The 26063-nt window shown below is 68.2% G+C and carries 27 protein-coding genes; 11 read left to right on the top strand and 16 right to left on the bottom strand.

Annotation, left to right across the window (positions count from 1 at the left end; all coding sequences use genetic code 11):
• Positions 1-44 precede the first annotated feature (44 nt).
• Together meaB and HALNA_RS14105 are read right to left on the bottom strand one after the other, a co-directional pair.
• Complete coding sequence (meaB, locus tag HALNA_RS14100; protein ID WP_049936980.1) at positions 45-1088, bottom strand: methylmalonyl Co-A mutase-associated GTPase MeaB; 1044 nt, start codon at positions 1086-1088, stop codon at positions 45-47.
• Positions 1085-1498: a cobalamin B12-binding domain-containing protein gene (locus HALNA_RS14105; protein WP_049936981.1), complete on the bottom strand. Its 414-nt coding sequence runs from the start codon at positions 1496-1498 to the stop codon at positions 1085-1087. Before HALNA_RS14105 ends, meaB begins: the two co-directional genes overlap by 4 nt.
• Before the next feature lie 126 nt (positions 1499-1624).
• Between HALNA_RS14105 and HALNA_RS14110 the strand changes: the two genes are divergently transcribed.
• Positions 1625-1837, top strand: a complete 213-nt coding sequence (locus HALNA_RS14110) for a hypothetical protein (RefSeq protein ID WP_049936982.1) — start codon at positions 1625-1627, stop codon at positions 1835-1837.
• Positions 1828-2250 (top strand): hypothetical protein, encoded by a 423-nt coding sequence (locus HALNA_RS14115; protein ID WP_049936983.1) that lies wholly within the window; start codon positions 1828-1830, stop codon positions 2248-2250. Before HALNA_RS14110 ends, HALNA_RS14115 begins: the two co-directional genes overlap by 10 nt.
• Positions 2251-2254: 4 nt before the next feature.
• Here the strand turns inward: HALNA_RS14115 and HALNA_RS14120 are convergent, their stop codons facing one another.
• From HALNA_RS14120 to HALNA_RS14130, 3 genes are read right to left on the bottom strand one after another with little or no spacing between them, the layout of a single operon-like run.
• The gene (locus HALNA_RS14120; protein WP_049936984.1) at positions 2255-4105 is read right to left on the bottom strand and encodes a S9 family peptidase; all 1851 of its coding nucleotides are present in this window, start codon (positions 4103-4105) and stop codon (positions 2255-2257) included.
• 38 nt (positions 4106-4143) lie between these two features.
• Positions 4144-4404 (bottom strand): MTH865 family protein, encoded by a 261-nt coding sequence (locus tag HALNA_RS14125; RefSeq protein ID WP_049936985.1) that lies wholly within the window; start codon positions 4402-4404, stop codon positions 4144-4146.
• A 43-nt stretch (positions 4405-4447) separates the two neighbouring features.
• Positions 4448-5509 carry a glycosyltransferase family 4 protein gene (locus tag HALNA_RS14130; RefSeq protein WP_049936986.1) on the bottom strand — a complete coding sequence of 354 codons (1062 nt, stop codon included), beginning with the start codon at positions 5507-5509 and terminating at the stop codon, positions 4448-4450.
• A 114-nt stretch (positions 5510-5623) separates the two neighbouring features.
• On the opposite strand from HALNA_RS14130, the gene HALNA_RS14135 reads away from it, so the two are divergent.
• Positions 5624-6061 (top strand): universal stress protein, encoded by a 438-nt coding sequence (locus HALNA_RS14135; RefSeq protein ID WP_049936987.1) that lies wholly within the window; start codon positions 5624-5626, stop codon positions 6059-6061.
• 103 nt (positions 6062-6164) lie between these two features.
• Here the strand turns inward: HALNA_RS14135 and HALNA_RS14140 are convergent, their stop codons facing one another.
• From HALNA_RS14140 to HALNA_RS14150, 3 genes are read right to left on the bottom strand one after another with little or no spacing between them, the layout of a single operon-like run.
• Positions 6165-6776, bottom strand: a complete 612-nt coding sequence (locus HALNA_RS14140) for a DUF420 domain-containing protein (RefSeq protein WP_049936988.1) — start codon at positions 6774-6776, stop codon at positions 6165-6167.
• Between the two features lie 59 nt (positions 6777-6835).
• On the bottom strand, positions 6836-7885 hold the full coding sequence (locus HALNA_RS14145; protein WP_049936989.1) for an NAD(P)-dependent glycerol-1-phosphate dehydrogenase: 1050 nt from the start codon (positions 7883-7885) through the stop codon (positions 6836-6838).
• A gap of 38 nt (positions 7886-7923) precedes the next feature.
• A complete protein-coding gene (locus HALNA_RS14150; RefSeq protein WP_049936990.1) occupies positions 7924-9702 on the bottom strand; it encodes a PAS domain S-box protein in 1779 nt (592 codons plus the stop codon).
• Positions 9703-9926: 224 nt separating this feature from the next.
• Between HALNA_RS14150 and aroA the strand changes: the two genes are divergently transcribed.
• The 8 genes from aroA (at position 9927) to HALNA_RS14190 (ending at position 20112) form a co-directional block, all read left to right on the top strand.
• The gene (aroA, locus tag HALNA_RS14155; RefSeq protein WP_049936991.1) at positions 9927-11219 is read left to right on the top strand and encodes a 3-phosphoshikimate 1-carboxyvinyltransferase; all 1293 of its coding nucleotides are present in this window, start codon (positions 9927-9929) and stop codon (positions 11217-11219) included.
• Positions 11209-12417, top strand: a complete 1209-nt coding sequence (aroC, locus tag HALNA_RS14160; RefSeq protein ID WP_049936992.1) for a chorismate synthase — start codon at positions 11209-11211, stop codon at positions 12415-12417. The genes aroA and aroC overlap by 11 nt, the downstream gene beginning before the upstream one ends.
• Before the next feature lie 65 nt (positions 12418-12482).
• Positions 12483-13250 (top strand): DICT sensory domain-containing protein, encoded by a 768-nt coding sequence (locus tag HALNA_RS14165; RefSeq protein ID WP_049936993.1) that lies wholly within the window; start codon positions 12483-12485, stop codon positions 13248-13250.
• Between the two features lie 220 nt (positions 13251-13470).
• Positions 13471-15357: a 2-oxoacid:acceptor oxidoreductase subunit alpha gene (locus tag HALNA_RS14170; protein ID WP_049936994.1), complete on the top strand. Its 1887-nt coding sequence runs from the start codon at positions 13471-13473 to the stop codon at positions 15355-15357.
• Between the two features lies 1 nt (position 15358).
• A complete protein-coding gene (locus HALNA_RS14175; protein ID WP_049936995.1) occupies positions 15359-16297 on the top strand; it encodes a thiamine pyrophosphate-dependent enzyme in 939 nt (312 codons plus the stop codon).
• Between the two features lie 60 nt (positions 16298-16357).
• Complete coding sequence (gene lrpA1, locus HALNA_RS14180; protein ID WP_049936997.1) at positions 16358-16786, top strand: HTH-type transcriptional regulator LrpA1; 429 nt, start codon at positions 16358-16360, stop codon at positions 16784-16786.
• Between the two features lie 42 nt (positions 16787-16828).
• The gene (gene dinB / locus HALNA_RS14185; RefSeq protein ID WP_084510052.1) at positions 16829-18073 is read left to right on the top strand and encodes a DNA polymerase IV; all 1245 of its coding nucleotides are present in this window, start codon (positions 16829-16831) and stop codon (positions 18071-18073) included.
• A 50-nt stretch (positions 18074-18123) separates the two neighbouring features.
• Positions 18124-20112 (top strand): helicase HerA domain-containing protein, encoded by a 1989-nt coding sequence (locus HALNA_RS14190; protein WP_084510054.1) that lies wholly within the window; start codon positions 18124-18126, stop codon positions 20110-20112.
• Positions 20113-20218: 106 nt separating this feature from the next.
• On the opposite strand, the gene tpiA is transcribed toward HALNA_RS14190, so the two are convergent.
• The 8 genes from tpiA to HALNA_RS14230 all read right to left on the bottom strand — a co-directional run bounded on the left by tpiA (position 20219) and on the right by HALNA_RS14230 (position 25971).
• Positions 20219-20863, bottom strand: coding sequence for a triose-phosphate isomerase (tpiA, locus tag HALNA_RS14195; RefSeq protein ID WP_049936998.1), 645 nt, complete (start codon positions 20861-20863; stop codon positions 20219-20221).
• A gap of 36 nt (positions 20864-20899) precedes the next feature.
• Complete coding sequence (locus HALNA_RS14200) at positions 20900-22009, bottom strand: carbon-nitrogen hydrolase family protein (RefSeq protein WP_049936999.1); 1110 nt, start codon at positions 22007-22009, stop codon at positions 20900-20902.
• Between the two features lie 41 nt (positions 22010-22050).
• Positions 22051-22572 (bottom strand): multiprotein bridging factor aMBF1, encoded by a 522-nt coding sequence (locus HALNA_RS14205; RefSeq protein WP_049937000.1) that lies wholly within the window; start codon positions 22570-22572, stop codon positions 22051-22053.
• A 42-nt stretch (positions 22573-22614) separates the two neighbouring features.
• Positions 22615-23223: a CDP-alcohol phosphatidyltransferase family protein gene (locus HALNA_RS14210; RefSeq protein WP_049937001.1), complete on the bottom strand. Its 609-nt coding sequence runs from the start codon at positions 23221-23223 to the stop codon at positions 22615-22617.
• Between the two features lie 76 nt (positions 23224-23299).
• A complete protein-coding gene (locus HALNA_RS14215; RefSeq protein ID WP_049937002.1) occupies positions 23300-23809 on the bottom strand; it encodes an adenylate kinase family protein in 510 nt (169 codons plus the stop codon).
• Positions 23806-24888 (bottom strand): histidinol-phosphate transaminase, encoded by a 1083-nt coding sequence (gene hisC, locus HALNA_RS14220; RefSeq protein ID WP_049937003.1) that lies wholly within the window; start codon positions 24886-24888, stop codon positions 23806-23808. The genes HALNA_RS14215 and hisC overlap by 4 nt, the downstream gene beginning before the upstream one ends.
• Before the next feature lie 25 nt (positions 24889-24913).
• The gene (locus HALNA_RS14225; RefSeq protein WP_049937004.1) at positions 24914-25420 is read right to left on the bottom strand and encodes a phage tail protein; all 507 of its coding nucleotides are present in this window, start codon (positions 25418-25420) and stop codon (positions 24914-24916) included.
• Entirely contained in the window at positions 25417-25971 is a 555-nt protein-coding gene (locus HALNA_RS14230; RefSeq protein ID WP_084510056.1) for a phage tail protein, read from the bottom strand. The genes HALNA_RS14225 and HALNA_RS14230 overlap by 4 nt, the downstream gene beginning before the upstream one ends.
• Between the last annotated feature and the right edge of the window lie 92 nt (positions 25972-26063).

The following is a 26063-nucleotide window of genomic DNA, read 5'->3' on the forward strand; positions in this document are numbered from 1 at the left end:
CGGCGACCCACCGGTAATGACTTACACTAAACCGTATTATACTCTCAGTCTCGCTCCCGATCCACGCAGTCCGCGACCGGGGCCAGAATCCGGTCGGCGACGGTGTACGGGTCCATCTCCCGCGCCTGCACCGCGTCGACGAGGGCGTCCATCCCGCCGTGGCGCTCGATTTCGTCTTCGAGCAGCGTCGCGGCGTCGCTCCGGAGCAACTGGCGAATCTTCTCGGCGTAGCGCGTCCGCTCGCGGCGGTCGAGCTCTCCCGTCTCGCGGAGGTGGGCGTAGTGGTCGTCGAGGGTGTCGATCAGGTCGTCGACGCCCTCGCCTTCGGTGGCGACGGTTTCGAGCACCGTCGGGTCCCAGTCGTCCGCGTCGTCCGCGTCGTCGCCGTCGGCCATCGACCCGAGTCCGTGGTGGCCGGCGGCGCCGGTCGTCGACCCGTCGCGCAGGTGAAGCATCTCGCGGAGGTCGGTGACGGTGGTCGCGGCGCCGTCCATGTCGGCCTTGTTGACGACGAACACGTCACCGATCTCCAAAATCCCGGCTTTGAGCATCTGCACGTCGTCGCCGCTGCCGGGTTGGACGAGGACGACGACGGTGTCGGCGGTTCGCACCACGTCCACCTCGTTCTGTCCGGCGCCGACCGTCTCGACGACGATCCGATCCTTTCCGAAGGCGTCGAGGGCGGTGATGGCGTCGCCGGTGGCGGTCGACAGTCCCCCTAACTGCCCGCGGGCGCTCATCGATCGGAAAAACACCGCCATGTCGCCGACGTTCGAGGCCATCCGGATGCGGTCGCCGAGGACCGCGCCGCCGGAGTACGGCGAGGACGGGTCGACGGCGATGACGCCGACGGTGAGGCCGCGGTCGCGGTAGGCCTTGGCGAGTTTGTCGACCAGCGTAGACTTGCCGGCGCCGGGGCTGCCGGTGACGCCGATCACCTCCGCGTCGCCGGTGTGGCCGTGCAACGCGGCGACCAGATCGCGGTAGCCCGGTTCGCGGTTCTCGATGATCGTGATCGTCCGCGCGAGGGCGCGGTGTTCGCCGTCGAGGACGCCCGCCACCAGATCGCCAACCCCCGCCTCGCTCATCGTGAGACGTTCTCGCGGACGAAGTCGATCGTCTCCTGCATCGGGGTGCCGGGGCCGAAGATTTCGGCCACACCCGCCGTCTTCAGGTCCGCGCGATCCTCCTCGGGGACGATACCGCCGACGATGACGAGGGTGTCCGCGAACGCACCGTACTCCTTCAGCCCCTCGATCACCTTCGGGATGAGGGTGTTGTGTGCGCCCGAGAGGATCGAGATGCCGAGGACGTCCACGTCCTCCTGAACCGCGGCCTGCACGATCTCCTCGGGGGCGCGGTGCAGACCGGAGTAGATCACCTCGAACCCGGCGTCGCGGAAGGCCCGCGCGATGACGTGTGCGCCGCGGTCGTGGCCGTCGAGGCCAACCTTGGCGACGAGACACCGGATCGTTCGCTGTTCCTGCCCCGTACTCATGTGGTACCGTTCGCCGTGGGGCTGTTTGACTCTAACGGAGTGATCGGGTGTCGACTGCCCATCGTGACGACCATATCTCAGTATCGGGACCCAGTTTTATATCAACCGGCATTCTTAACGAAAGACATGCATCGACTCATACTAACAGTTGGCGAGGGGTTCGAAGTCGTCGCCGCCGCCGCGGCGAGTATCGTCCTGACAGTGCTAGCTATCACGAAGACCGTTCTGACAGTGCACGCCGACCAGTCCGGGTGGGACGCGACGGCCACGACGCCGAGGCGGGGGTCGGAGGCTGACGACTCGACCCGCGAGAACGGAGGTGTGGCAGCGTGGGTCTGATCGGCAAACTGCTGTCGCTGTTCGGCGGGGGGTCGAAGACGGCCGAACCGGAACCGGAGCCGAAACCCGAGCCTGAAGAGGAGGCCGAAGGCGACGAGGAAGAGGAGGAAGCGGACGACGGCATGTCGACCAAAGCCGTCGCGGAGATGGCCGACCCGCGCCGTCGCGAGGACGAAAAAAACACCGTCCGCAACCGCGCGAAAAATCCAGAGGACCACGCGCCCGCCGAGGAACCGGAAGCCGAAGCGGAGGGTGAGGACGAAGCCGAAGCCGAGGGCGACGAGGAAAAAGAGGACGATGGCGGCATGTCGACCAAAGCCGTCGCGGAGATGGCCGACCCGCGCCGCCACGAGGACGAGGAAAACACCGTCCACAACCGCGCGAAAAATCCGGACGACCAGCGGGCGACGTAGCGGATTACCCGGTTTGCGTCGCGCTCCCCAGATGCGTATCGAGGAATTCGACGACGGCGGTGTAGGCCTCGATCCGATTTTCGAGTTTCGTGAAACCGTGCCCCTCGTCCTCGAAGATCAGTTCGCGGACGGGAACGCCCGCCTCGCGGGCACCCTCGACGATGCGATGGGCCTCGCTCACCGGCACCCGTGGGTCGTTCTCACCGTGGAGAACGAAGAGAGGCGCGGTGATGTCCTCGACGTGGTTGATGGGGCTGATCGATTCGAGCATCTCGCGGTCCTCCGCCAACGAACCGTACTCGGCCTCGCGGAGTTCGCGCCGCCAGTCACCCGTGTTTTCGAGGAAGGTGACGAAGTTGGCGATGCCGACGATGTCGACGCCGGCCGCCCAGATGTCGGGGTAGGCGGTCATGGCGGCCAACGTCATGAACCCGCCGTAGGAGGCGCCCATGACGGCGATGCAGTCGGGGTCGACGGCGGGGTGGTCGTGGAGCCAATCGACGCCGGCTTTCAGATCGGCCACCGCGTCCATCCGACTTTCCACGTCGTCGAGGTGGGTGTATGCCTTCCCGTAGCCCGTCGATCCGCGGACGTTCGGTTCGAAGACGGCGTAACCCCGCGAGAGGAAGTGCTGTTTCACGCGGCCGAAGGAGGGGCGCCGTTGGGATTCGGGGCCGCCGTGGACATCGACGACGACGGGTGTCTCGCCGTGCCCCGTGTCCGTCGCGGGCAGGGAGAAGAAGGCCGGAGTCTTCCGGCCGTCGAAGGTGGGGTAGCGGACGAGTTCGGGGGCGACGAAGGAGTCCCGCGGGATGCCGGCGGTGGAGGCGCGGGTCCAGCGTTCCGCCTCGCCGCTCGTGGCGTCGACGACGTAGACGTTGGCGGTGTCGTCGCTCCGGGTGACGGTGAGCGCGAAGCGGTCGCCGTCCGGGCCGAAGCCCACGCCGCCGGCGACGCAGGGTGGGAGGTCCGGCGCCGGGAAGTGGTCGAGGCGGCCGGGCGCGACGAGTTCGCCGACGGCGAGTTCGGTGTAGCCGTCGACGTTGCGGGAGTAGACCAGTCGTCGGGACTCCTGATCGACCGCGACGCCGTCGACGTTCCACGCGTCGTCGGCGAGGGGCGTCTCGCCCGAATCGGCCGCCTCGACGGCCGATATCTCGTCGGTCGCGAGGTCGATGTAGGAGAGTCCGAGCGTGTCCGACTCGCCGTCCGTAACGAGATAGACGCCCTCGCCGTCGGGGCCCCAGTTGGCGCTGAGATGACGGACGGTTCCCTCGTGGGGCGTGAGGTGACGGCGGCTCCCCGTCGCCACGTCGAGGACGTACACGTCCTGATCGAAACTGGAGTGTGATTCGGTGAGGAGGAGTCGGTCGCCGTCGGGGTTCCAGCCGGCGACGGAGAACCAGCCGTCGCCCTCGTGGACGCGTTCGGCGTCGGCGCCGGTAACGTCGCGGTCCTGGACGTACACGTCGAAGACGGACTCGTCGCGGCGGTTGGAGGCGAAGGCGAACTGCTCGCCGTCGGGACGCCAGCCCCCGAACCAGTGTTTGGCGTCGGGATGTTCGGTCAGATCGGTGATGGAGCCGTCGGTAACGTCGAGGCGGTAGAACGTCTCCTTCTCGTCGCCCCCGCGGTCACGGCCGACGACCAGTTCGGGGCGCTCGGGCGACCACGAGGCGAAGGTGACGCGGTCGTCGAAGAAGGTGCGCTGTTCGGGCCACGTACCGGAGGAGTCGAGCGTCCACACCTGCGGGACACCCGTGGTGTCCATGAGGAAGGCGAGTCGGTCGCCGTCGGGGCCGACGGAGGCCCCGTGTGCGCTCCGCACGTTGAGATAGCGCTCGATATCGAACATACGGGCCGTTGGTCGGGGGTAACCAAACGTGTTCTCCCTTAGAGCAGTCCTTCCGCTTCCAGCGCCGCCATCACGTCGTCGACGAGTTCGTCGACGGATTCGTAGGGGAACTCCTGGTGGCCGTCGAGGTTCGCGGCGAGTTCCATCGCCGAGAAGGACGCGTCGCCGGCTTCGAACCGGGTCCCCGGGCCGTCCGGGAGCGCCGGAACGAGGTCCATCTGGTCGGTGACGGGGAAGTCGGCGTTCTCGAATGCCGCCCTGAACTGCTCGCGGAGGTCGGCCGCAACGTCGTCGCTCATGAGTTGTGGTGGACGTATCGCGGGCAAAAGCGTTCCGAAACCGCTAGAAGAGCCCGTAGTCGTCGACGACGCGCTCGTAGCAGTCGACGTAGCGGTCGAGGACCGCGTCGTGGTCGTACGAGGCGTAGGCCTCGTTGACGGTCCAGTGTTCCAGCTTCGCCGCTGCGACGATTTCGTCCGCGAGTTCGCGGGGGCTGGTCACCAGCGACCCGCGGGCGTCTTCCTCGACGAGTTCGTGGGCGGCCGACTCGGCCTGGTACTCGACGACGCCGACGCAGCCACACGCGAGCGCCCGGAGGAGGCTCGTCGCGAAGGGCGCCCACGTCGCCGTCTGGGCGAACACGTGGGCCCCCTTGAGGATCGGCACCTGGTCGGTCGGATCGAGGGCGCCGAGGAACTCGATGCGGTCGGCGATTCGGAGGTCACGGGCGGTCCGTTCGGCCTCCGGCCGGACCGGCCCGTCGCCGATGACCGCCGCCCGCCACTCGCGTTGTCGGAGTTCCGCCAGCGCAAGGAGGAACTCCTCGACGTTGGCGCCCTCGTCGAGCGAGCGGGCGTAGACGATGTCGGCGCGGGGGTCGACGGGCGCGCCCCGGATGCCCGCCAGGTCGACGCTGTCGGGGACCACCTCGACGGTGTCGGCGGGGGCGCCGCACTCGCGGACGGTCGTCCCGACGGTTCGGGAGGGGACGAGCATACGGTCGGGCGAGCGGGCGGCCCAGCGGCGCCGCCACGGCGGCGTCGCGTCGTCGGGATACGCCCACCACTCCCCGACGACGGGGGTTCGCCGGAGGCGAGCGACCGCCTTGGCGGTGGGGGCCGCGAGGCGTGGCTGGGTGGCGACGTGGATCACGTCCGAACGGACGGTATTGAGCACGAACGGGAGTCTGAGGACGAACGCCCGGGGCGCGAGTTCGGTCGTCACCCGGCGGTAGGTGACGCCCTCGAAGTCGAACGAGGGGTGGTCGCCGTCCCACCACTGCGCACAGCAGACGGTCACGTCGTGGCCACGGGCCGCTAGGCGTTCGGCGACCCCCCGCATCCGACTTGCGTGCCAGTCGTCGGCGTGGTGAGCCGTCGTCATCGAAACGAACGTGACGCGCACGGACGAGCCCACGGGACGAGTTGACTAAAAGCCCTGCCGTCGTCGAAGACGGGGCGTTCCCGGCGGCCGAGAACCGGCGCGTAACTTGAGGCGAGCGGGGCCCAACGAACAGTCATGTACGATCGGATTCTGGTGCCGACGGATGGCAGCGACCCGGCGGTGGCGGCGACCGAACACGCGCTGGCCGTCGCCGAGCGTTTCGACGCGACGGTCCACGCGCTGTACGTCGTCGACACGGACGGTATCGCTCACGAAGCACCGGAACTCGGCCTCGACGTGCTTCGCGGCGCGCTCCGTGAGGAAGGCGAGGCGGCGACGGGGACCGTCGAGACGCGGGCAAAAGCGAAAGGCGTCGACGTGACGGCGGCCGTCGTCGAGGGCATCGCGGAGGACGCCATCGTCGACTACGCCGACGAGCACGGAATCGACCTGATCGTGATGGGGACCCACGGCCGACACGGGGTGGATCGGTATCTGGTCGGGAGCGTCACGGAGCGGGTGGTCCGGCGGACCGACGTGCCGACGCTGGTGGTTCGGGGGGAGTGGGACTAGGCGATACGGATAGTTGTCGGTCAGTTCCAGTGATCGTGAGTATTGCAAGTCGTTGCCGGTGGTTCGCCGGACCGGCTCGGCGACGCACCGAAAACGGCGACAACTACCCGTAGAACACGATAGCCGCCTCGACGAACTCCCAACTGTAGACGTGGTTGAGGAGGAGGTAGGTGACGACGCCGAGCGAGAGCGAGAGGATCCACGACCCGGCAGCGATACGGCCGATTCGGGCGTGGGCCGTCTCGCGGAGTTCCGCCGGTGTGTGGGTCACGCCGAGGACGATGGCGTAGAGGACGACGGGCACGGAGACGATAGAGAGGACGATGTGGATGGCGAGCATCGCGAGGTAGGCGTAGTAGACGAGGGTGGGGCCGACGAACTCCTTGGTCCCGCCGCCTCCAATTTTCGTGAGATAGAGGACGAGGAAGACGAGGATGAGCCCGAACGCGGTCGACATGGCGGCCGCGTGCTTTTTCACCTCGTTCCGGCGGATCCACCGCCAGCCGGCGATGAGCGAACAGGTAGCGAGCGTGTTGACGACGGCGATGGCGTCGGAGAGGAGGTTCACCTGCCCGAGCGAGAGGTCGGGAAACACCGATGCGGGCACGACCCCGAGAAAGGTGCCGACGACGAGCGTGTAGCCGACGACCGAGAGGACGAAGGTGGCGGCGGCGGGATGTTCCTTGACCGGACCGCTGGCGCTGGCCGTTGCCATGCTTGGGGGTTGGACCGCACCGGCTTGCCTCTTCCGTTCTACGCGTCGCGGCGGTGACGTTAGATCACGCCGGTGACCGTCGCGGCCTCGTGGGCGGCCGCCTCGCTGATGCCGTTGCCGAGGATCGTATACCGGTCGCGGATGCGGTGGGCGGTCGTCAGCGCCTCGATCACCGTCTCGTCGTCGAAGCCGAGGTCCGCGGCCGTAGTCGGCGCGCCGATGACCGCGAGGGCGTCGCGGATGTTACGCCACATCCCCTTCTCGCCTTCGTGGAGGTAGGCAACGAGGATGGAGCCGACGCCGACCTGGTGGCCGTGGAGGGCGCGCCCGGGCGCGATACGGTCGAGACGGTGGGAGAAGAGGTGTTCGGCGCCGCTCGCGGGACGCGAAGAGCCCGCGATGGACATGGCGACCCCGGAGGAGACGAGCGCCTTCACGACGACCCACGCCGACTCCTCTAGCCCCTGTTTGATCGACTCGGCGTTCTCGACGAGCATCTCGGCGGTCATCCGGGAGAGCGCGCCCGCGTATTCGGAGTATTCGACGTTCTGCAGTCGGTGGGCGAGCTGCCAGTCCTCGACGGCGGTGTAGTTGGAGACGATGTCGGCACAGCCGGCGGTAGTGAGCTCCCAGGGTGCGGCAGCGACGACTTCGGTGTCGGCGACGACGGCGAGTGGCGGGTCGGCGGCCACGCTGTGACGGGTGTCGCCCTCGGGGATCGAGGAGCGGCCGCTGACGATGCCGTCGTGGCTCGCCGCGGTGGGGACGGAGACGAACCCGAAGCCAAGGTGGTCGGCCGCCATCTTCGCCGTGTCGATCGGTTTGCCGCCGCCAAGCCCGACGAGATAGGTGGCGCCCTCGTCCTGGGCGGCATCGACGACCCGTTCGACGGCGCCAAAGCCCGCCTCCTCGACGATGATCGTCGCGGGGTCGCTCCCGAGTTGCTCACGAACGCGGTCACCGACGAGCCGATCCGGGGACGGACTCGTCACGACCAGCGGCCGGCCGACGACCGAGAGGTCGTCGACGACGGCGCCGAGGTCGGCGAGCACGCCGTGTCCCACGACAACGTTCCGCGGGAGCTTGATCCACGTCGACTTCTCGAACATAGACATCGTACTCGACGTGATCCTTTAGTACCTGAGGGTCACCGGCCGTCGCGCTCCACCGTCGGGAACGCGAGCGTGACGGTACTGCCGTCGTCGTCGCTCTCGACGGTGATGTCGCCGTCGGAGAGTCGGGTGACCCAGTAGACAAAGAGCAGTCCGAGGCCGGAGCCGTGGTGGAGTTGGTCGATTTCGTGGTCGAACGTGAGGGTGTGTCGCTCGATGTCCGGAATGCCGGGCCCGTCGTCGGCGACGCGAACGAGGCCACGCGCGCCCTCGTCGACGACCGTGATTCGGACCGTCGGGGTCCCGTCATCGGCGTACTCGACGGCGTTTTCGACGAGTTCGTCGACCGCGGCGGTGAGGTCCGGGAGCGCGGCCACGACCACGGAGTCCGCACGCGTGAGGTCGATGTCGGCGTCGGGGAACCGCTCCCGGAGCGCGGCCACCCGTCGCTCGACGAGCGCACGGAGGTCGATAGCGACCGTGTCGGCCGGGTTCGTCAGGATTTCGACGATCCGACGCTCGCGGTCCGCCTGTTCGAGGAGATGGTCGGCGTACGTTTCGATCCGACCGATGCCCGCGTCGGCGTCCTCGATCCGCCCCTCGCGGAGGTTCTCCGCGATGCCGCGGATGACGTTTACGTCGTTGCGGATGTTGTGACGGAGCCACTGTTCGAGCGTCTTCAACTGGCGCTTTCGCTCCTCCTGTGCGGAGATGTCACGCCCGATGCCGACGACCCTGTGACTATCGCCCCCGTGGAGTCGCCGCCCGCGGAACTCGTAGGGACGGGCGTGGCCGTGCCTCGTGACGAGCGTGGCTTCGATCGTATCGGCGCCCTCGTCGAGGACCGTCGCGATGGAGGCCTGCACCCGTTGTACGTCCGACGCCGCGAAAAGCGTCCCGACGTTCATCGACGCCAGTTCGTCGTCGTCGTAGCCGGTGATCTCGGTCACCGCCTCGTTCCACCGCAGGAGGGTGCCGTCGGCGTCGACGACATAGAACACGTCGTCGAGTGCGTCGAGGGCCTCCTCGACGAACCGGCGTTCGGCCCGGAGCGCGTCCTGTGCCTCGCGGAGCGGCGTGATATCGACGACGACGGCCTGGCCGATGTCCTCGCCCAGAAACCGGCCGACTGCCGTCGACACCTGGACGTATCGCACCTCGCCGTCGGGTCGCTGGAGTCGCATCTGCGTCGGCCCGACGGGCTCTTTCCGTTCGATGACCGTCGCGAGTTCCCGCCGGGCGAGTTCGTGATCGTCGGGGTGGACGAACTCGAAGATGGATCGCCCGACGAGTTCGTCCCGTCCGTCGAGTCCGAGCAGATCGAGCGTGGCGTCGTTACACCAGATGGATTCGCCGGTGGCGTCGAACAGGTTGATCGGGATCGGCGCCATCTCGATGAGGTGGCGATACCGACGCTGGTGTTCGTCCGTGAACCACGGCGCGTCCCGGTCGAGGGCGGCCCGGAGTCGGGCGAGGATCGTCCGCTCGTCGGCGTCGGCGGGCACGTAGCCGCTCACGCCGGCGTCGACCGCCTCGCTCGCCACCGACGGCGACGCGGATTCGAGGATCAGAACGAACGGGAGTCCCGGGTGAGAGACGCGGATCGATCGCAACAGGCGAACGCCGTCCAGATCGGGCAGCGCGTAACCGCTGACGATGCCGTCCACCTCGCCGCGTGCCACGAGACGGAGACAGTCACCCGCCGAGTCGACGGTCGTCGCGTCGATATCCGCGTCGCGAAGCGCCGACGCCAGCCGCCCTTCGAGTCGATCGGGGAGAGCAACGAGCGCGATCCGCGACGACCCGTCGGGCATAGCAACGTCGTGACACAGGATCGCAAGCACCAAACGTTTTGGGCATCGCCCGCACGAGCGCCGCGAAGGGGAAAGCGTCGCCGAATCCGTCCTCTATCCTTCGAGAACGACGACGCGGCGTGCCGGTCATCCACGCGTTCGCGGGTGCCGTCGACGTGCTCGCAGGCAGTCAGCACGGTTCCGGGTTCGGTAGCCTGATACCGCGGCCGCCCGACCGATCCGCTATGGACGTGGACATCAGCCGCTCACGGGTCGGGGGGCGAGCGCGCGCGCCGCCGTCGAAGAGCTACACGCACCGGGCGATCCTCGCCGCGGGCTACAGCGACGGCGCGGTGGTCGCCGATCCGCTCGTGAGCGCGGACACGCGGGCGACGATGCGGGCGGTCGAGGCCTTCGGCGGGCGGATCGAACGGAGCGACGGCGACCTCGACGTGACGGGCTTTGCCGGCCGGCCGGGCGTCCCGGACGACGTGATCGACTGTGCGAACAGCGGGACGACCACCCGGATCGTCACGGCGTGTGCGGCGCTCGCGGACGGGCTGACGGTATTGACCGGCGACGACTCGCTCCGCTCGCGGCCACAGGGGGCGTTGCTCGACGCCATCGCCCAACTCGACGGGCGGGCGGAGAGCACGCGCGGCAACGGGCAGGCACCGCTGGTCGTGGGCGGGGACGTGGGAGGCGGCACGGTGTCGATTCCCGGCGACGTGTCCTCGCAGTACGTCACGGCGCTGTTGATGGCGGGGGCGGTGACGGCGGACGGGATCGACATCGACCTGCGGACCGAACTCAAGTCGGCGCCGTACGTCGACATCACGCTCGAAGTGCTCGACGCGTTCGGCGTCGAGGCGACGGAGACGGACGCGGGCTATCGGGTGCCCGGCGGACAGCGGTACGGCCGGGACGGCCCGTATCCGGTCCCCGGCGACTTCTCGTCGATGTCGTACCTGCTCGCGGCGGGCGCGGTGGCCAGCGGCGACGACGGTGTCGTCGTCGAGGGGGCGTATCCGAGCGCGCAGGGCGACAGCGCCATCGTCGACGTACTGGAGCGCATGGGCGCCGATATCTCGTGGGATCGCGAGGCCGGGGAGATCACCGTTCGCCGGAGCGACCTGACGGGCGTCGAGGTGGACGTGGGCGATACGCCCGACCTCCTCCCGACGGTCGCGGTCCTCGGCGCCGTCGCGGACGGGGAGACGCGGGTCATCAACTGCGAACACGTCCGGTACAAGGAGACCGACCGGGTGCGGGCGATGGCGACGGAGTTGGAGACGCTTGGCGCCGCGGTCACGGAGGAAGCGGACGCCCTGACGATCCACGGCGGCGAGAGCGACCTCCGGGGGGCGGCGGTGGCGGGCCACGACGACCACCGGATCGTCATGTCGCTCGCGGTCGCGGGCCTCGTCGCCGGGGGGACGACCACCGTCGAGGGCGCCGATCACGTCGATGTCTCCTTCCCGGGGTTCTTCGATGTGCTTTATGACCTCGGAGCCGAAGTGGACGAACATGAACGGTAACCGATTCGGTCGTCTGTTTCAGGTGACGACCTACGGCGAGAGCCACGGCGACGCGATGGGCGTCGTCGTCTCGGGCTGTCCCGCCGGCCTCGAACTCGCCGAGGAGGACATCCAGCGCGACCTCGACCGGCGCAAGCCGGGCCAGTCGATGATCACGACCAGCCGCGGCGAACCCGACGAGGTGCGCATCCACAGCGGCCTGCAGGACGGCTACACGACCGGCACGCCGCTCGGGATGGTCATCCAGAACAAGGACGCCCGCTCTGGCAAGTACGAACCCTTCGTCACCGCACCGCGGCCCTCCCACGGCGACTTCACCTACTCCGCGAAGTTCGGCACGCGCAACTGGGGCGGGGGCGGGCGCTCCTCGGCCCGCGAGACGGTGAACTGGGTCGCGGCCGGCGCGGTGGCGAAGAAGGTTCTGAGCGACCACGGCGTCGAACTCAAGGCCCACGTCAACCAGATCGGCGACATCGAGGCGCCCGAGGTGAGCTTCGAGGAGATGCTGGAACACAGCGAGGACAACGAGGTGCGGTGTGCCCACCCCGAGACGGCCGAGCGGATGCGCGAGCGGATCGAACAGTATCAAAAAGAGGGCGACTCCATCGGCGGTTCCGTCGAGTTCGAGGCGCGTGGCGTCCCCCGCGGCCTGGGCGCGCCGCGATTCGACTCGATGACCGCCCGCCTCGGGCAGGCGATGATGTCGGTGCCGGCGGCGACGGCGTTCGAGTTCGGCCTGGGACGCGAGGCGCGCCGCTACACGGGGTCGGAGCGCAACGAGGACTGGGAGTTCGACGAGAGCGAGGCACAGAGTGCCTCGAAAGACGCGAGCGGCGACGAGCCGCGAGCGCGAGGCGACCCGGTGCCCGTCGGCAACGACCACGGCGGCATTCAGGGCGGCATCACGACCGGCCAGCCGATCCGTGGTGAAGTGACGATTCACGCCCCCACCTCCATTCCCAAAACGCAGACGACGGTCGACTGGGAGACGGGCGAAAAGAAGGAGATTCAGGTCGTCGGCCGCCACGATCCGGTGCTCCCGCCGCGGGGGGTGCCCGTCGTGGAGTCGATGCTCGCGCTGACGCTCGTCGACTTCATGCTCCTCGGTGGCCGCATCAACCCCGACCGGATGGACGACCGGCCGGGCGCGTACGAAACCGACTACCATCCGCGCAGTCCGGACAACGTCGACTCGTAGGAGGGTTTCACTGCTGATAACCCGGGGCAAGGGTATATCACACAGTAGTACTCCCCTCGAATCAGATGGCCGTCGACGCCAATCCGTCCGGAATCAGGGACTTCTTCGACGAGGTGAGCCGCGACGACATCTCGCTCGTAACGATCAACCGGACCCATCCGAAGCCAGTCCAGGAGTTGCTCGCCGATGTGTTCAGCACGCAGACCGTCGATCTGGTGGAGCGGTCGTTACCGGACGACGTCGACGACGACATCGTCGCGCTACGCAGGGACGGCGAGGTCAGCGCCGTCTCCTCGTTGCGGGAACTGATGCAGTCGTTCCTGCTCGTGAACGCCGATCGGTTCAAGACGGGGACCAAGGGGTTCGACGACGGTGTGCCCGACGTGCTCAGGGGGATGGACGAGACGCTCTTCGACCTGCGTGGCTATCCGGCGTCGAACAAGGAGAAACTCCTTCTCATCCTGATTTCACGGCATATCGAGCGGCTGGCGTACGAAGCGGGGACGGGAACGCTCCGCTCGACGTTCCAGCAGCTCTCGCGGCTCGAAGACGAACTCGGCACGAAGACGGTGTACGAACGGCTCGCGGGGCGGACCGTCGACGTCCACGTCTACGGGGTTCCGGACGGGATGCCGGAGCAACTCGACGCGACGGTCCACGCCGGAACGACCGACGAGTACCGAAACTCGTGGTGTGTCGTCTTCCGACCGCCGGAGGGGGCGGGGGCGGCGCTGATCGCCCATCAGCAGGAGACGAACCGCTGGAAGGGGTTCTGGACCTACGACCGCGACACCGTCGAACGGGCCGACCGTTATTTCGCGGACTCGTTTTGATACTGTCGGCTGTAAGTCAATCATGACATTCGCCACCCCGGGTGGCGAATGTCTTGAAACAGTTACAGCCGATGGTATGAGCACGGCCGGACACGAACGGCGCCAAACCTCCGAAATCGGGAGTCTTACATCATTTTTGCTTGGTAACGTATAGCAAAGGCTTTAGTCGAACCGTGGACAACCGTCTCGGTAGTGGCCCCCCGAGGGCCGTGATATAAATATGACTGACCACGAGCTCATGTGGCGAATTGCTGGTGGCTCCGGCGACGGTATCGCGTCGACCAGCCAGAACTTCGCCAAGGCCCTGATGCGCGCGGGCCTCCACGTCTTTACGCATCGACATTATCCGTCGCGGATTCGCGGCGGCCACACCTACACCGAGGTACGGGCGGATTCGGAGCCGGTACGGTCCCGCGGCGACGGGTTCAACTGCCTGCTCGCGCTCGGTGACTCCTTCGCCCGGAACCCGAAAGAAGGCGCCTACTACGGCGACGAGGAGGTCAAGCCGCTGGCGGAGAACCTCGACGAACTGAACGACGGAGGTGTCATCGTCTACGACACCGGCCTGCTCGACGCCGAGGACATCCCGAACTTCGAGGAGCGGATCGAGGAGAACGACTGGCACGTCTACCCGATCAACCTCCGCGAGATCGCCCGCGACCACGGGCGCGAAGTGATGCGAAACACCGCGGGCGTCGGGGCGACGGCCGCACTTCTCGGGATCGACCTCCAGTATTTCGAAGACCTGATGGCCGAGTCGATGCCCGAGGAGATCCTCGAGCCCAACAAGGAGATCCTTCACTACACCCACGACATGGTGCAAGAGGAGTTCGAGTTCACCCACGACCTCCGCGTGCCAGAGGGAAGCCACGACGAGGAGCAGGTGCTCCTGTCGGGCAGCGACACCATCGCCTACGGCGCCATCGACGAAGGCTGTCGGTTCATCGCCGGCTACCCCATGACGCCGTGGACCGAGGTGTTCACCATCATGTCCCAGGCGCTGCCCGAGGTGGGCGGCATCTCCGAACAGGTCGAGGACGAAATCGCGGCCGCGGCACTGGCACTCGGCGCCTCCCACGCCGGCGTCAAGGCGATGTCCGGCTCCTCGGGCGGCGGGTTCGCGCTCATGTCCGAACCGCTCGGGCTGGCGGAGATGTCGGAGACACCCGTCGTGCTCGTCGAGGCGATGCGCGCCGGCCCGTCGACGGGCCTGCCGACCAAGCCCGAACAGGCCGACCTCGAACACGTCCTCTATACGAGTCAGGGTGACTCGAACCGCGTCGTGCTGGCGCCGGGGACGGTCGCCGAAGCGTACGAACAGTCGCGGCTCGCCTTCCAGCTCGCCTACGGCTACAACATCCCGGCCATCCTGCTGTACGATCAGAAGATCGGCGGCGAACTGATGAACGTGCCCGCGAGCCACTTCGACCGCGAACCCAACCCAGACCTCGGCGCCGTCACGACCGAAGCCGAGCTGCAGGACGCCCCCCACGGCCCCGGCGGGAAGTTCCACCGCTACCGCTACGACGCCGAGGACGGCGTCAGCCCGCGGTCGATCCCCGGGCAGAAGGACGGCCACTTCCTCGTGACCGGCAACGAACACAACCCGGCCGGCCACATCGACGAGGACCCGACCAACCGCGTCACGCAGGTCGAGCGGCGGGCGTCGAAACTCGACGCCATCCGCGAGTTCCTCGACGACCAGGGCACCCAGACCCACATGGGCCCCGACGAGGCCGACTACGGCCTCATCACCTTCGGGAGCCAGCAGGGCACCGTCGCGGAGGCGGTCGACCGTCTCAACGATGCCGGTCACTCGGTGAAGGGAATCGGCGTCAGCGACATGATGCCGTACCCGGTCGAGGAGATGACCGAATTCTTGGAGAGCGTCGACGAGGCGCTGGTGGTGGAGATGAACTCGTCGGGCCAGTTCCGCGGCCTCACGCAGAAGGAACTCGGCCGCTTCGGCGGAAAGCTGTCCAGCCTCCTGAAGTACAACGGCGAACCGTTCGAACCCGCCGAAATCGTCGCGGGCTTCGAAGCCAGTATCGAGGGCCAGGACGTGCCCGAACAGCAGACGACCTACGTCCCAGCGGCAGGTGACTAACATGAGTGCATTCTCAGCCATCGGCGAGGAGCGAGAGATCGACCGCGAAGAGTTCACGCCCACCCTGGAGCCACAGGCGACGTGGTGTCCGGGGTGTGGGGACTTCGGCGTTTTGAAGGCGCTGAAACAGGCGATGCCCGAGATTGGCCGCAACCCAGACGAGGTGCTGCTGGTCACCGGTATCGGCTGTTCCGGCAAGCTGAACAGCTACTTCGAGTGTTACGGCTACCACTCGATCCACGGCCGGTCACTGCCCATCGCCCGCGCGGCCAAACTCGCGAACCCCGAACTCGAGGTCATCGCGGCCGGCGGCGACGGCGACGGCTACGGCATCGGCGGGAACCACTTCATGCACACCGCCCGCGAGAACCACGACATGACCTACATCGTCTTCGACAACGAAATCTTCGGCCTGACGAAGGGTCAGACATCGCCCACGTCGCCGAAAGGTCACAAGTCGAAGACCCAGCCCCACGGGAGCGCCAAGGACCCGATCCGGCCGCTCTCGCTGGCGCTCACCTCCGGCGCCTCCTACGTCGCCCGGACGGCGGCGGTCAACCCCAACCAGGCCAAGGAGATTCTCGTCGAGGCGATGCAACACGACGGCTTCGCCCACGTCGACTTCCTGACCCAGTGTCCGACCTGGAACAAGGACGCCCGGCAGTACGTCCCCTACACGGACATCAACGACTCCGACGACTACGACTTCGACCCGACGAACAAGACGGAGGCCCAGGCGATGGCGAGCGAGGCCGAACAGTCGCTCTACGAGGGTGAAGTCCTGACGGGGCGGTTCTACGTCGACGCCGACCGCCCGTCCTACCAGGAGGAGAAACAGGCCATCGGCGAGATGCCCGAGGAACCGCTCGCGGAGCGGTACTTCGACGACGACTACGAGTGGGAACGGACCCACGACATGCTGCTCGACCGACACAAGTAGCCGCCACGGCCGACTTTCCGCTTCGCAACATATTTTTTCCGTGGACCGAAACGAGGAGATATGGGTACGCTCGATACGGAACGTCGGATTCTCTCCGTCCTCGAGGAGGACGCACAGGCGTCCTACGGGGAGATTGCCGACCGAGCCGGGGTTTCGAAGCCGACGGTCCGGAAGTACATTCAGCAGATGGAAGACGAAGGCGTCATCGTCGGCTACTCCGCGGAGGTGGACCCGAAGAAACTCTCCGGGCAGTCCATCGCCATCGTCGGCATCGAAGTCGAGAGCGAGCGCTACGTCGAGGTCACCCGCGCGCTGAAGGGGATGGGGGCGGTCGAAACCCTCTACACCTCCTCGGGCGACCACATGCTGATGGCGGAGGTGCGGGCACCCGACGGCGACGCCCTCGGCGACGTGATCAACGACGACATCCTCGACATCGACGGCGTAACCGCCACCCACCCTTCCTTCCTGCAGGAACGGCTGAAGTAGTCGGAACGGAATCTTGAGGACCGTCGGCGATCACACTCCCCTATGGCCGGCGAGGGCGGTACGCTCCCCGGGGCGGACGACGACGGCGCCGACCGCATCGTCTGTCACGTCGACATGGACTGTTTCTACGCCTCCTGTGAGCGGTTGCGAGAGCCCGAACTGCGGGGCGACCCCGTCGTCGTCGGGATGGGCTACGAGTCGGGCGAGCCCCACGGCGCCGTCGCCACTGCGAGCTACGAGGCCCGGGCGCGCGGCGTCGAGAGCGCCCAGCCCATCTCGCAGGCGCTGGAGTCGCTGCCGCGGAAAGCACGGGGCCGCGAGGACCCCGACCTCGACCCCGCCGAGGCGGGCTACTACCGCCCGGTCGACCTCGACTACTACCGCGAGATAGCGGGGGAGATCAAGGCGATCATCCACGAGTGTGCGGACCGCGTGCGCGAGGTGAGTGTCGACGAGGCGTATCTCGACGTGACCGAGCGGACGGCGTGGACGGTGGTGAACGGCCGACCGCTCGCGGAGGGGTACGCTCGATACATCAAAGAACGGATCGCCCGCGAGGTGGGCGTGCCAGCGAGCATCGGCGTCGCGCCCACGATGAGCGCCGCGAAGGTGGCGAGCGATCACGACAAACCGGACGGCCTCGTCGTCGTCGAACCCGGCGAGGTGCGTGCCTTCTTCGACCCCCTCCCGGTCGAGGCGGTCCACGGCGTCGGCCCGGTGACCGCGCGGACGCTGGGCGAGATGGGCATCGAGACGGCGGGCGACCTCGCGGCCGCGAATCCGACGACGATCCGCGAGCGGTTCGGCGAACGGGGCCGGACGCTCTACGACCGGGCGCGCGGGGACGACGACCGGGAGGTGACGCCGACGGGCCGGCCAAAGAGCCTGTCGCGGGAGTCGGCGTTCACCGAGGCGACGGCCGACGCCGGGAGACAGCGCGAGACGGTCGCGGGGCTGGCGGCGGACGTGGCCGAGCGTGCCGAGGGGAAGGGGGCGCTCTACCGCACCATCGGTATCAAGATCGTAACGCCGCCGTACGACGTGAACACGCGCGAGCGGTCACTCCCCGGCCCCGTCGCGGACGCCGACCTGGTCGGGGAGGTTGCGCTCGACCTCCTCGCGGAGTTCGCGGGCGAGGAGATTCGAAAGATCGGCGTCCGGGTGTCGAACCTGCAGTTCGACGCCGCGGAGCAGGCGCGACTGGACGGGTGGGGCGATGGGGGTGGCGGGTCGGCAGCCGACTCGGGGGCGAACGGCCAGTCGTCGCTGGCGGATTTCGACCCGTAGGACGCCCGTCTGACGCGGAACTATGGGGGACGGGACACTCTCACAGATCGATGACGGAGACGGATACGGAAACCATCACGGTCGCGGACGTGAGCGACGGCCCCGGCGGCGACGCCGACGCCGATCCGGGGACGCCGGTCTCGCTCCCGGTCGTCGAACTGCTCACCGGCCGGGGGTTCGTCACGGGGAAGTCGGGGTCGGGGAAGTCCAACACCGCGTCGGTGCTGGTCGAAAACCTGCTTGCGAACAACTTCCCGGTCCTCGTCGTGGATACTGACGGCGAGTACTACGGCCTGAAAGAGGAGTTCGAACTCCTGCACGCGGGCGCGGACGACGAGTGTGACATCCAGGTCAGCCCGGAGCACGCCGAAAAGATAGCGTCGCTGGCGCTGGAAGGGAACGTCCCCATCATCCTCGACGTGTCGGGCTACCTCGACGAGGACGAGGGCAAGGAACTCTTACTGGCGGTCGCCCGGAACCTGTTCGCCAAACAGAAGAAGCTAAAAAAACCCTTCCTGATGCTCGTCGAGGAGGTTCACGAGTACATCCCCGAAGGCGGTGGCCTCGACGAGACGGGGAAGATGCTGATCAAAATCGGGAAGCGCGGCCGAAAACACGGTCTCGGCATCGTCGGCATCAGTCAGCGACCGGCCGACGTAAAGAAAGATTTCATCACCCAGTGTGACTGGCTGGTGTGGCACCGGCTGACGTGGAACAACGACACGAACGTCGTGAGCCGGATCATCGACGCCGAACACGCGAGCGCCGTCGAGGATCTGGGCGACGGCGAGGCGTTCCTGATGACGGACTGGAGCGAGTCGGTGCGTCGGGTGCAGTTCCACCGCAAGCGCACCTTCGACGCGGGGGCGACGCCCGGCCTCGACGACTTCGAGCGTCCGGAACTCAAATCGATCAGCGACGACCTCGTATCGGACCTCCGGGAGATCAGCGACGAACAGGAGCGTCGGGAGAGCGAACTCGCGGATCTGCGCCAGGAGGTAGAGAAGAAAGAACAGCGCATCCGTGACCTCGAATCGGAACTGGAGGAGGCCCGCGACCTGTCGCGGATGGCCGACCGGTTCGCGCAAGCGATGCTGCAGAAAGCCGAGGCGCCGTACCGCGGCGGCGAGGGCCGTAACCTCGCCCACACGGGAACGGTGGCGGCCGACCAGGCGGAACTCCGGGAGTACGAGGCGGGCAACGACGCCGAAGCGGACGCGGAAGCCGGCACGGCCCCCGACGCGGAAACGGACTCGGAAGCCGGCACGGCCCCCCGTCCGGACATCGAACCGAACGAGTGGCCGACGCCGGGCGTGATGGCCGGGTCCGGGGACGGTGGCGAAGGCGCCGGCTCGGCGAGCGAGCAGACCGACGTGACCTTCGGGGACGCCGACCCGATGGCTGCGGACGGGACGAGCGAGGCGCCGGCGGACACGAACACGGACGCCGAGAGCGAGTCAGGCGTCTCGACCGGCCCCGAACCCGGCACGCGGGAGGCGGTCGTCGCTGGGCTCCGCGAGGAAATCGAGGCGCTGTCGGGCCTCTCGCGGCGGATGCTGGCTCACTACCGCACGGAGGGACCGTCCGCACCGGTCGACGCCCACGTCGCTGCGGGCGGGACGCCGGCGGAGCCGATGGCGTACGGACGGAATCGCCCGCTCCGGACGGCCGGCTTCGTCGAACACGTCGAAGAGGACAGATACCGCTACGTCCTCCCGGAGCGGGTCGCGGACGCGTTCGACGGCGGCCTCGCCGGCGACGCCCTCGACGAGGCGGTTCGGGATGTCGAACGGGCGTTCGTCGACGAGGAGACGCTGGCGGCCGAGGCAGCAGACGTGCGCGCCGACGACGAACGCGACGAGGTGGAAGTCGTCCACGACGACGTGGCCGGCGACGACGGCTTCGTCGACGAGGACGCCGTCCTCGTCGAGGAGAGCGGGGGGACGCCGGCGTCGGCGGACGACGCCACGCGCCAGCAGATGGCGTCGGGAAGCGGGGACGACGATCCGGCCTCGCGGACCGACGCGGAGATTCTGTAGCCGCCCGAGATCGATGTTTTGTTTCATACCCATTAGTGTAACTGTTTACCAGTGGTTCGCCATGACGGGTCGGCGAACCACCGGTGATGACTTACACTAAACCGTATCAGACGCCCGAGACGAGGTCGGACAGCGCCGCCCGTGGATCGTCGGCCTTGGCGACGCCGCTCGCGAGGAGGACGCCGTCGGCCCCGAGATCGGCGGCCGCGGTCAGATCCTCGCCCGTGGAGACCCCGGCGCCACAGTAGACGGACACGTCGGGGTCGACGGCGGCCGCAGCGGCGACGGCCCCTTCGACGATATCGGGGTCGGCGGTCCCCACCGACACGTCGCCGCCGATGAGTTCGGGGGGTTCGACCGCGACGGCGTCGGGGCCGAGGGCCGCCGCCGCCGCGACCTGGTCGGGGTTGTTCGCGCAGACCACGGTGTCGAGTCCGGCGCGGTCGGCGGCGTCGAGGGCGCCGTCGATGTCGGCGAGTGTCAGGCGGTGCTCGGAGTGATTGAGAAGGGTGCCGGTGGCGCCCGCGTCGGCGACGGCCTCCGCGAGCGTGTGGCCGGTGTGGCTGCCGTGGGCAACGGGTGCGACGTGTTGGGCCCACGTCTCGACGCCGGTGGCGGCGACGCGTTCGAGGTGGGCGGCCTGTGGGGCAACGGCGATGCGGACGCCGCTCGCGTCCGCGACCGCGTGGGCCGCCTCGGCGACATCGACCGGATCACAGGGGTACGCCTTCAGGTTGACGAGGACGAACATGGTGTGAGGAGGGGCGGGGGCGGTCAAAAAACGTGGTTATCCCTCGTCGGCGATGGCGTCCGCGACGGCCTCGACCGTCTCCACGTTCACCTCGTACTCCTCGGCGAGCGACTGGGCGGCGGCGGGCGAGAGGGCGGGACGGTCGGGGTCGCCGTGGTGGTCGTGGATCGGATCGAGACGCCCGTCGGACACCTCCAGGTTCACCGCGTCCCAGCGGGCGTAGTGGCCCATCGCGTCGAAGTAGGCCTTGGTGGCGCGACGCTCGGAGCGGTCGAACTCGGCGGTCAGCAGGGTCTCCTCCCCGATGGCGGGGCCGGCCTTCACGATGCCGGCGGGGTTGACGAGCATGCTCCCGCCGTTGCCCACGCCGAAGCCGAGTTCGCCCTCGTCGAACCCCTCGGGGACGCCCTCGCTCATGTAGGCGGAACACGAGACGACGAACGACTGCGTCTCGAAGGCGTACTCGCGGACGGCGGGGTAGATGTCGCAGGTGTCGCGGGCCTCCGCGGAGGCGGCGCGGGTCTTGTCGCCGGGGTGGCCGTGCTGTTCCCAAAACCCCGGCCAGACGGCGGCGTGAATCTCCTCACCCTGCGCACAGAGTGCGGCCTTCGAGAGCGTCATGTGGTTCTCGTAGCAGACGAGGCCGCCGAGTCGACCCACGTCGGTGTCGTGGGTAGTCAGGTGTTCGGGGTCGCCCCGGCCCCAGATGGCGCGTTCGTCGTGGGTGGGCATGAGTTTCCGGTGGCGCCGAACCAGGTCGCCCGAGCGATCGAAAAAGAACAGCGAGTTGTAGAGCGTGCCGCTGCCCGGACGGTCGTCCACCTCGTTCGTGCCGAGGACGAGATGCAGGTCGGCGTCGGCGACGGCCTCACCGATTATCGAGACGGCGTCGTCGTCGACGTGGAGGCTGTTTTCGGCGAGGTCGACCATCAGGTCGGTCCAGCGGGCGATGGAGGTGCTGCGTCGCCAGTAGGGGTAGCCGGGGAAGTACGTCTCGGGGAAGACCAGTACGTCGACGCCGCGGTCACCGGCGCGTTCGATCCACCGGCAGGTCTTATCGAGGGTCACCTCGGCGTCGTGATAGGCCGGTTCGATCTGTGCGGCGCCGAGGGTGAACGATTCGGCGGCGTCGTGGTCGCGTGACATGGTCGAGCGATTCGACGGCGGGACGTATAATCGTACGCCCGCTAGTCCTTCCGCTTCACCACGTCGCCGAGCGTTGTCGTCGTCGACGACCCGCCGGACCACTCGGCGTCCTCGTCGCTCGCCCCCTCTGACAGGGAGATGTCGAGTTTCCGTTCGAGTTTCGTCTGGACCTCGTCGCTCGGCAGGATGTCGCCGCGTTCGAGTTTGCGGATCAGACTCGCCTTCTCGTTGAGTTCATTCGCGAGGTCCTCCTGGCTCAGGCCGCGGTCCTCGCGAGCCGTACGGATACGGTCGTCGTAGTCGGCCGCGAGTTCCTCCATGTCGTCGAACATATCGCGGCGGCGGCGGGAGCCACCGGACGACGACCCGCCGGAGGTGGACGAGGACGAGGACGAGGAGGACGAAGACGACGTGGAGTACTTCGTCGAGGACGAGCTGCTCGACTCCGTCCGGACCTCGGTGCCGAAGTCGGTACAGCTGTCACAGAGTTCGAGTTCGGCCCCCTCGACTTTCGTCGTCGTGAGCGACGAACTCTCCGCACCGCACATTTCACACTGGGGCATGCTCGTCCGTAGCGGACGACCGGGGATAAAAGATGCGCCCCATCAGGAGAGGTCGCTCCACGCGCCCCAGAACCGCTGGAGCGCGGTGACGTGACCGACGACGGCGAAGAACACGAGGAGGTAGCCGACGACCGAAAGCGAGAGCGGACCGACAGGGCCGCTCACGACGGCGGCGACGAGGGCACCGATGCCGATGAGCGCGAGGCGGTCCGCGCGGCCGACGAGGCCGCCGTACTCCCGGCCCAGCCCCACGGCCTGTATCTGCGTCCCGAGATAGGAAGTCATCAGGACGCCGGTGACCGCGAGGAGGCCGAGGTCGTAGCGGGAGACGCCGGCCGCGAGGCCGACGACGAGGACGATGTCGGCGTAGCGATCCAGCACGTGATCCAGCAGGTCGCCGCCGCGTGAGTCGACGTTCTGGGTGCGCGCGAGGGCGCCGTCCAGCAGATCCAACCACCCGTTCGCGAGCACACAGACCGCGCCGAGGCCGTAGCCGAGCGGCGTCGCGAGGGAGAACCCGCCCGCGGCGGCGACGGCGAACGCGAAGGCGAGGACGCTGATCCCGTCGGGCGTGAGGCCGCCCCGATCGGCCGCCGCGACCATCGGATCGAGGACGAGTTCGGCCACGGGCCGGAGGCGATCCAGCGTCATCGTCGTCGTAACTCGGTACCGGTGGGTCGCCGGCACGGGACGGCGAACCGCCGGAATCGGCGTCCGTTCGACGGACTCATATGTAGTCCGTGAACTCCACGTCGCCGGCGCTCGGGGCTCGATCACCGTCGACGACGGCCTCGATGTCGGCGGCCACGTCGGCGGGTGTCCGGTCGGTCGTGTCGATTTCGTAGACGTTATCGAGGCCGTGGCGGTCGACCGCTTCGGAGAGGATCACGTCGAGCGCCTCGCTCTCGGCGTTCTCGGTCGCTTTCGCCTCGTCGGCGCCGCGCTCTCGGAGGCGGTCGGCGAGGGCGTCGGGCCGACACCGAAGGACGACAACCCGGTCCGCGTCGAAGTGGTGAGCGAGGTGGGACTCCGCGACGCCCGACCAGTCGCCGATAGCTTCCCGGACGGCGTCGAGGTCGGCGACCAGGGAGTCGCGGTCGTCGTCGCGTTCGGACCACAGGCCGGCCTCGCGGATCAGGTCGTTGAGGTGGATCACCTCGGCGTCGAGCAGGGTCGTCGCCGTCGTCTTCCCGGTGCCGGGAGTGCCGGTGACGGCGACCCGAAGGTCGTCGGTCACACCCGGACCTCCGCGAGGGCGTCGTTGAGTACCTCGACGGCGTGGGGCGTGGTCTCGCGGGTGCCACAGGAGACGCGGATGCAGTCCGGGAGGCCGAAACTGGTACAGTCCCGGACGATGACGCCCAGGCGCTTGGTCGTCTCGGCGACGGCGGCGGCGTCACCGACTTCGGCGAGGACGAAGTTACCGCCGCTCTCCCACGTCGGCGCGTCGAGATGCTCGCGGAGGTAGTCGCGGGCCCAGCGCGCCGTTTCGACCGTCCGTTCGAGGTGGTCGTCGTCGTCGAGGGCCGCGAGGGCGGCCCGACACCCGACTTCGCTGGCGGCGAAGGGCGTGTTGACGCGGGCGTAGGCGTCCGCCCACGCATCGGGGACGACGCCGTAGCCGACGCGCAGGCCCGCGAGGCCGTAGGCCTTCGAGAACGTCCGCAAAACGGCGAGATTGTCGTGGTCGTCGAGGAGACCGATCGAGGAGGGGGCGTCGGTGTACTCCCCGTACGCCTCGTCGACGACGACGAGGGTGTCCTCGGCAACGGCGTCGGCCAACTCGACGACCGCCTCGCGGGAGAACTCGGCGCCGGTCGGGTTGTGCGGCGACGTGAGATAGACCATCCGTTCGCCGTCGTAGGCGTCGAGGACGGTGTCGGCTGTCTGTGCGAAGTCCTCGGCCTTCCGGAGCGGATAGGACGCCACGTCGCCGTGGTGGTACCGGGCGCTCATGCGGTAGTACGAGAAGCCCGGTTCGGGCACGAGGACACTGTCACCGGGATCGAGGAAGGCCCGCGAGAGGTAGTCGATGGCGCCATCGGCGCCGGGAGTCACCCACACCTGCTCGGGCGTCACGCCCCAGCGGTCGGCGACGGCCTCGCCGAGGTCGGTGTGTGAGGCCTTGGGGTAGACGCCGACGGTCGGCGCAGTCTCCCGGATCGCGTCGATGGCGGCCGGACTCGGTCCGTGTGGGTTCTCGTTCGACGAGAGTTTCGTGAGGTCGTCGGGGTCGATTCCCAGTTCGCGGGCGACCTCCTCGGCGCCGCGGCCGGGGACGTACGGCGAGAGGTCCGAAAGATCCCGTGGTTGCATGGTCGGACGATGCGGACGCCGACGCTTAAGCGTGATTGTCGTCACCGACGATGGCCTCGATACCGTCGTGAGCCAACTCCAGCGTCTCCGTCGCGGCGGCCGGCCGGTCGGCGACGAGCTCCGGGCCCGACCACCGGGTCGGCGTCGCATCGCGACAGCGCCACCCTCGCGCCCGCTCGCCCGCGTCGTCGAGGAGGAACACCCGCACGTCCCGCGTCTCGACGCGTCCGGTCACCCAGCCCTGGAGCCAGTCCCAGAGCCGTCTGTCGTCGGTGACGCCGCGACGGAGCGTGAGCGGTGGCGAGGCGGTTCGGCGGCGCTGTACGGACGGCACGGGGCCGATGGCGTGCCCGAGGCGGTCGCCCCAGTCCACGTCCACCTCGGACGCCGCATCCGCGTCTTCCTCGGCGGGACGGGCCTGCACGCGCACCGAGAGGCCCGTGACCTCGGTGAACCCCAGCGGGGGGCGGTCGTCACCGAGGTCCACGTCGAACCGGTGGCGCACGTAAGGGTCGACGGGCCGGTCGCTCATTTCTTCGATTTCGACGGCTTCTCGTGTCTCGTCGGGCGCGTCTCGGGCTTACCCGCGGACGTCTCGGTGGTCTCCGTCCCACGGCGCGATCCGCCGTCGGTCTCGCCCCCACCGTTGGCCCGTTCGAACCCTTCGGAGACGATTTCGAGCGTCTCGATGGCGACGGCGGATCGGTCGGCGGCGAGGGTCGGGGCCTCGTACGTGGCGGGCCAGGCGTTCCGGAACTCCCAGCGCGCCGCCGGCGTGCCCTCCTCGTCGAGGAGGACAACGGCGATCGATCGCCGCGCCTCGTCCACTTTTCCCTGCTCGACCAGCCGGCGCCACTCGGCGAGCGCGATGGAGTCGGTCGTGACGCCGGAGCGCAGTTCGAGTGGGCCGTATCCGTTCAGTCCGGCGAGCTTTCGTGGCGTCGGCGGCTCGTTGCCCTCGCGGTACTCGACGACATCGGTCGTCGTCTCGGGGAGTCGACAGTAGCTGAACCCGGCCTTCGCTACCCCGTCTATTTCGAGGAGGAAGCGTGCGACACGGAGGGGGCCGTGCCTGTCAGGCATCGTCCCGGCCCGGTCGGACGGCGGTCGGTGTCGGTCCTCGTGAACTGATATCGTGTCTCATTTCGGGTGAGGGGACACCTTCCACTCTCTTG

This window comes from Haloplanus natans DSM 17983, assembly GCF_000427685.1.
GTDB lineage: Archaea > Halobacteriota > Halobacteria > Halobacteriales > Haloferacaceae > Haloplanus > Haloplanus natans.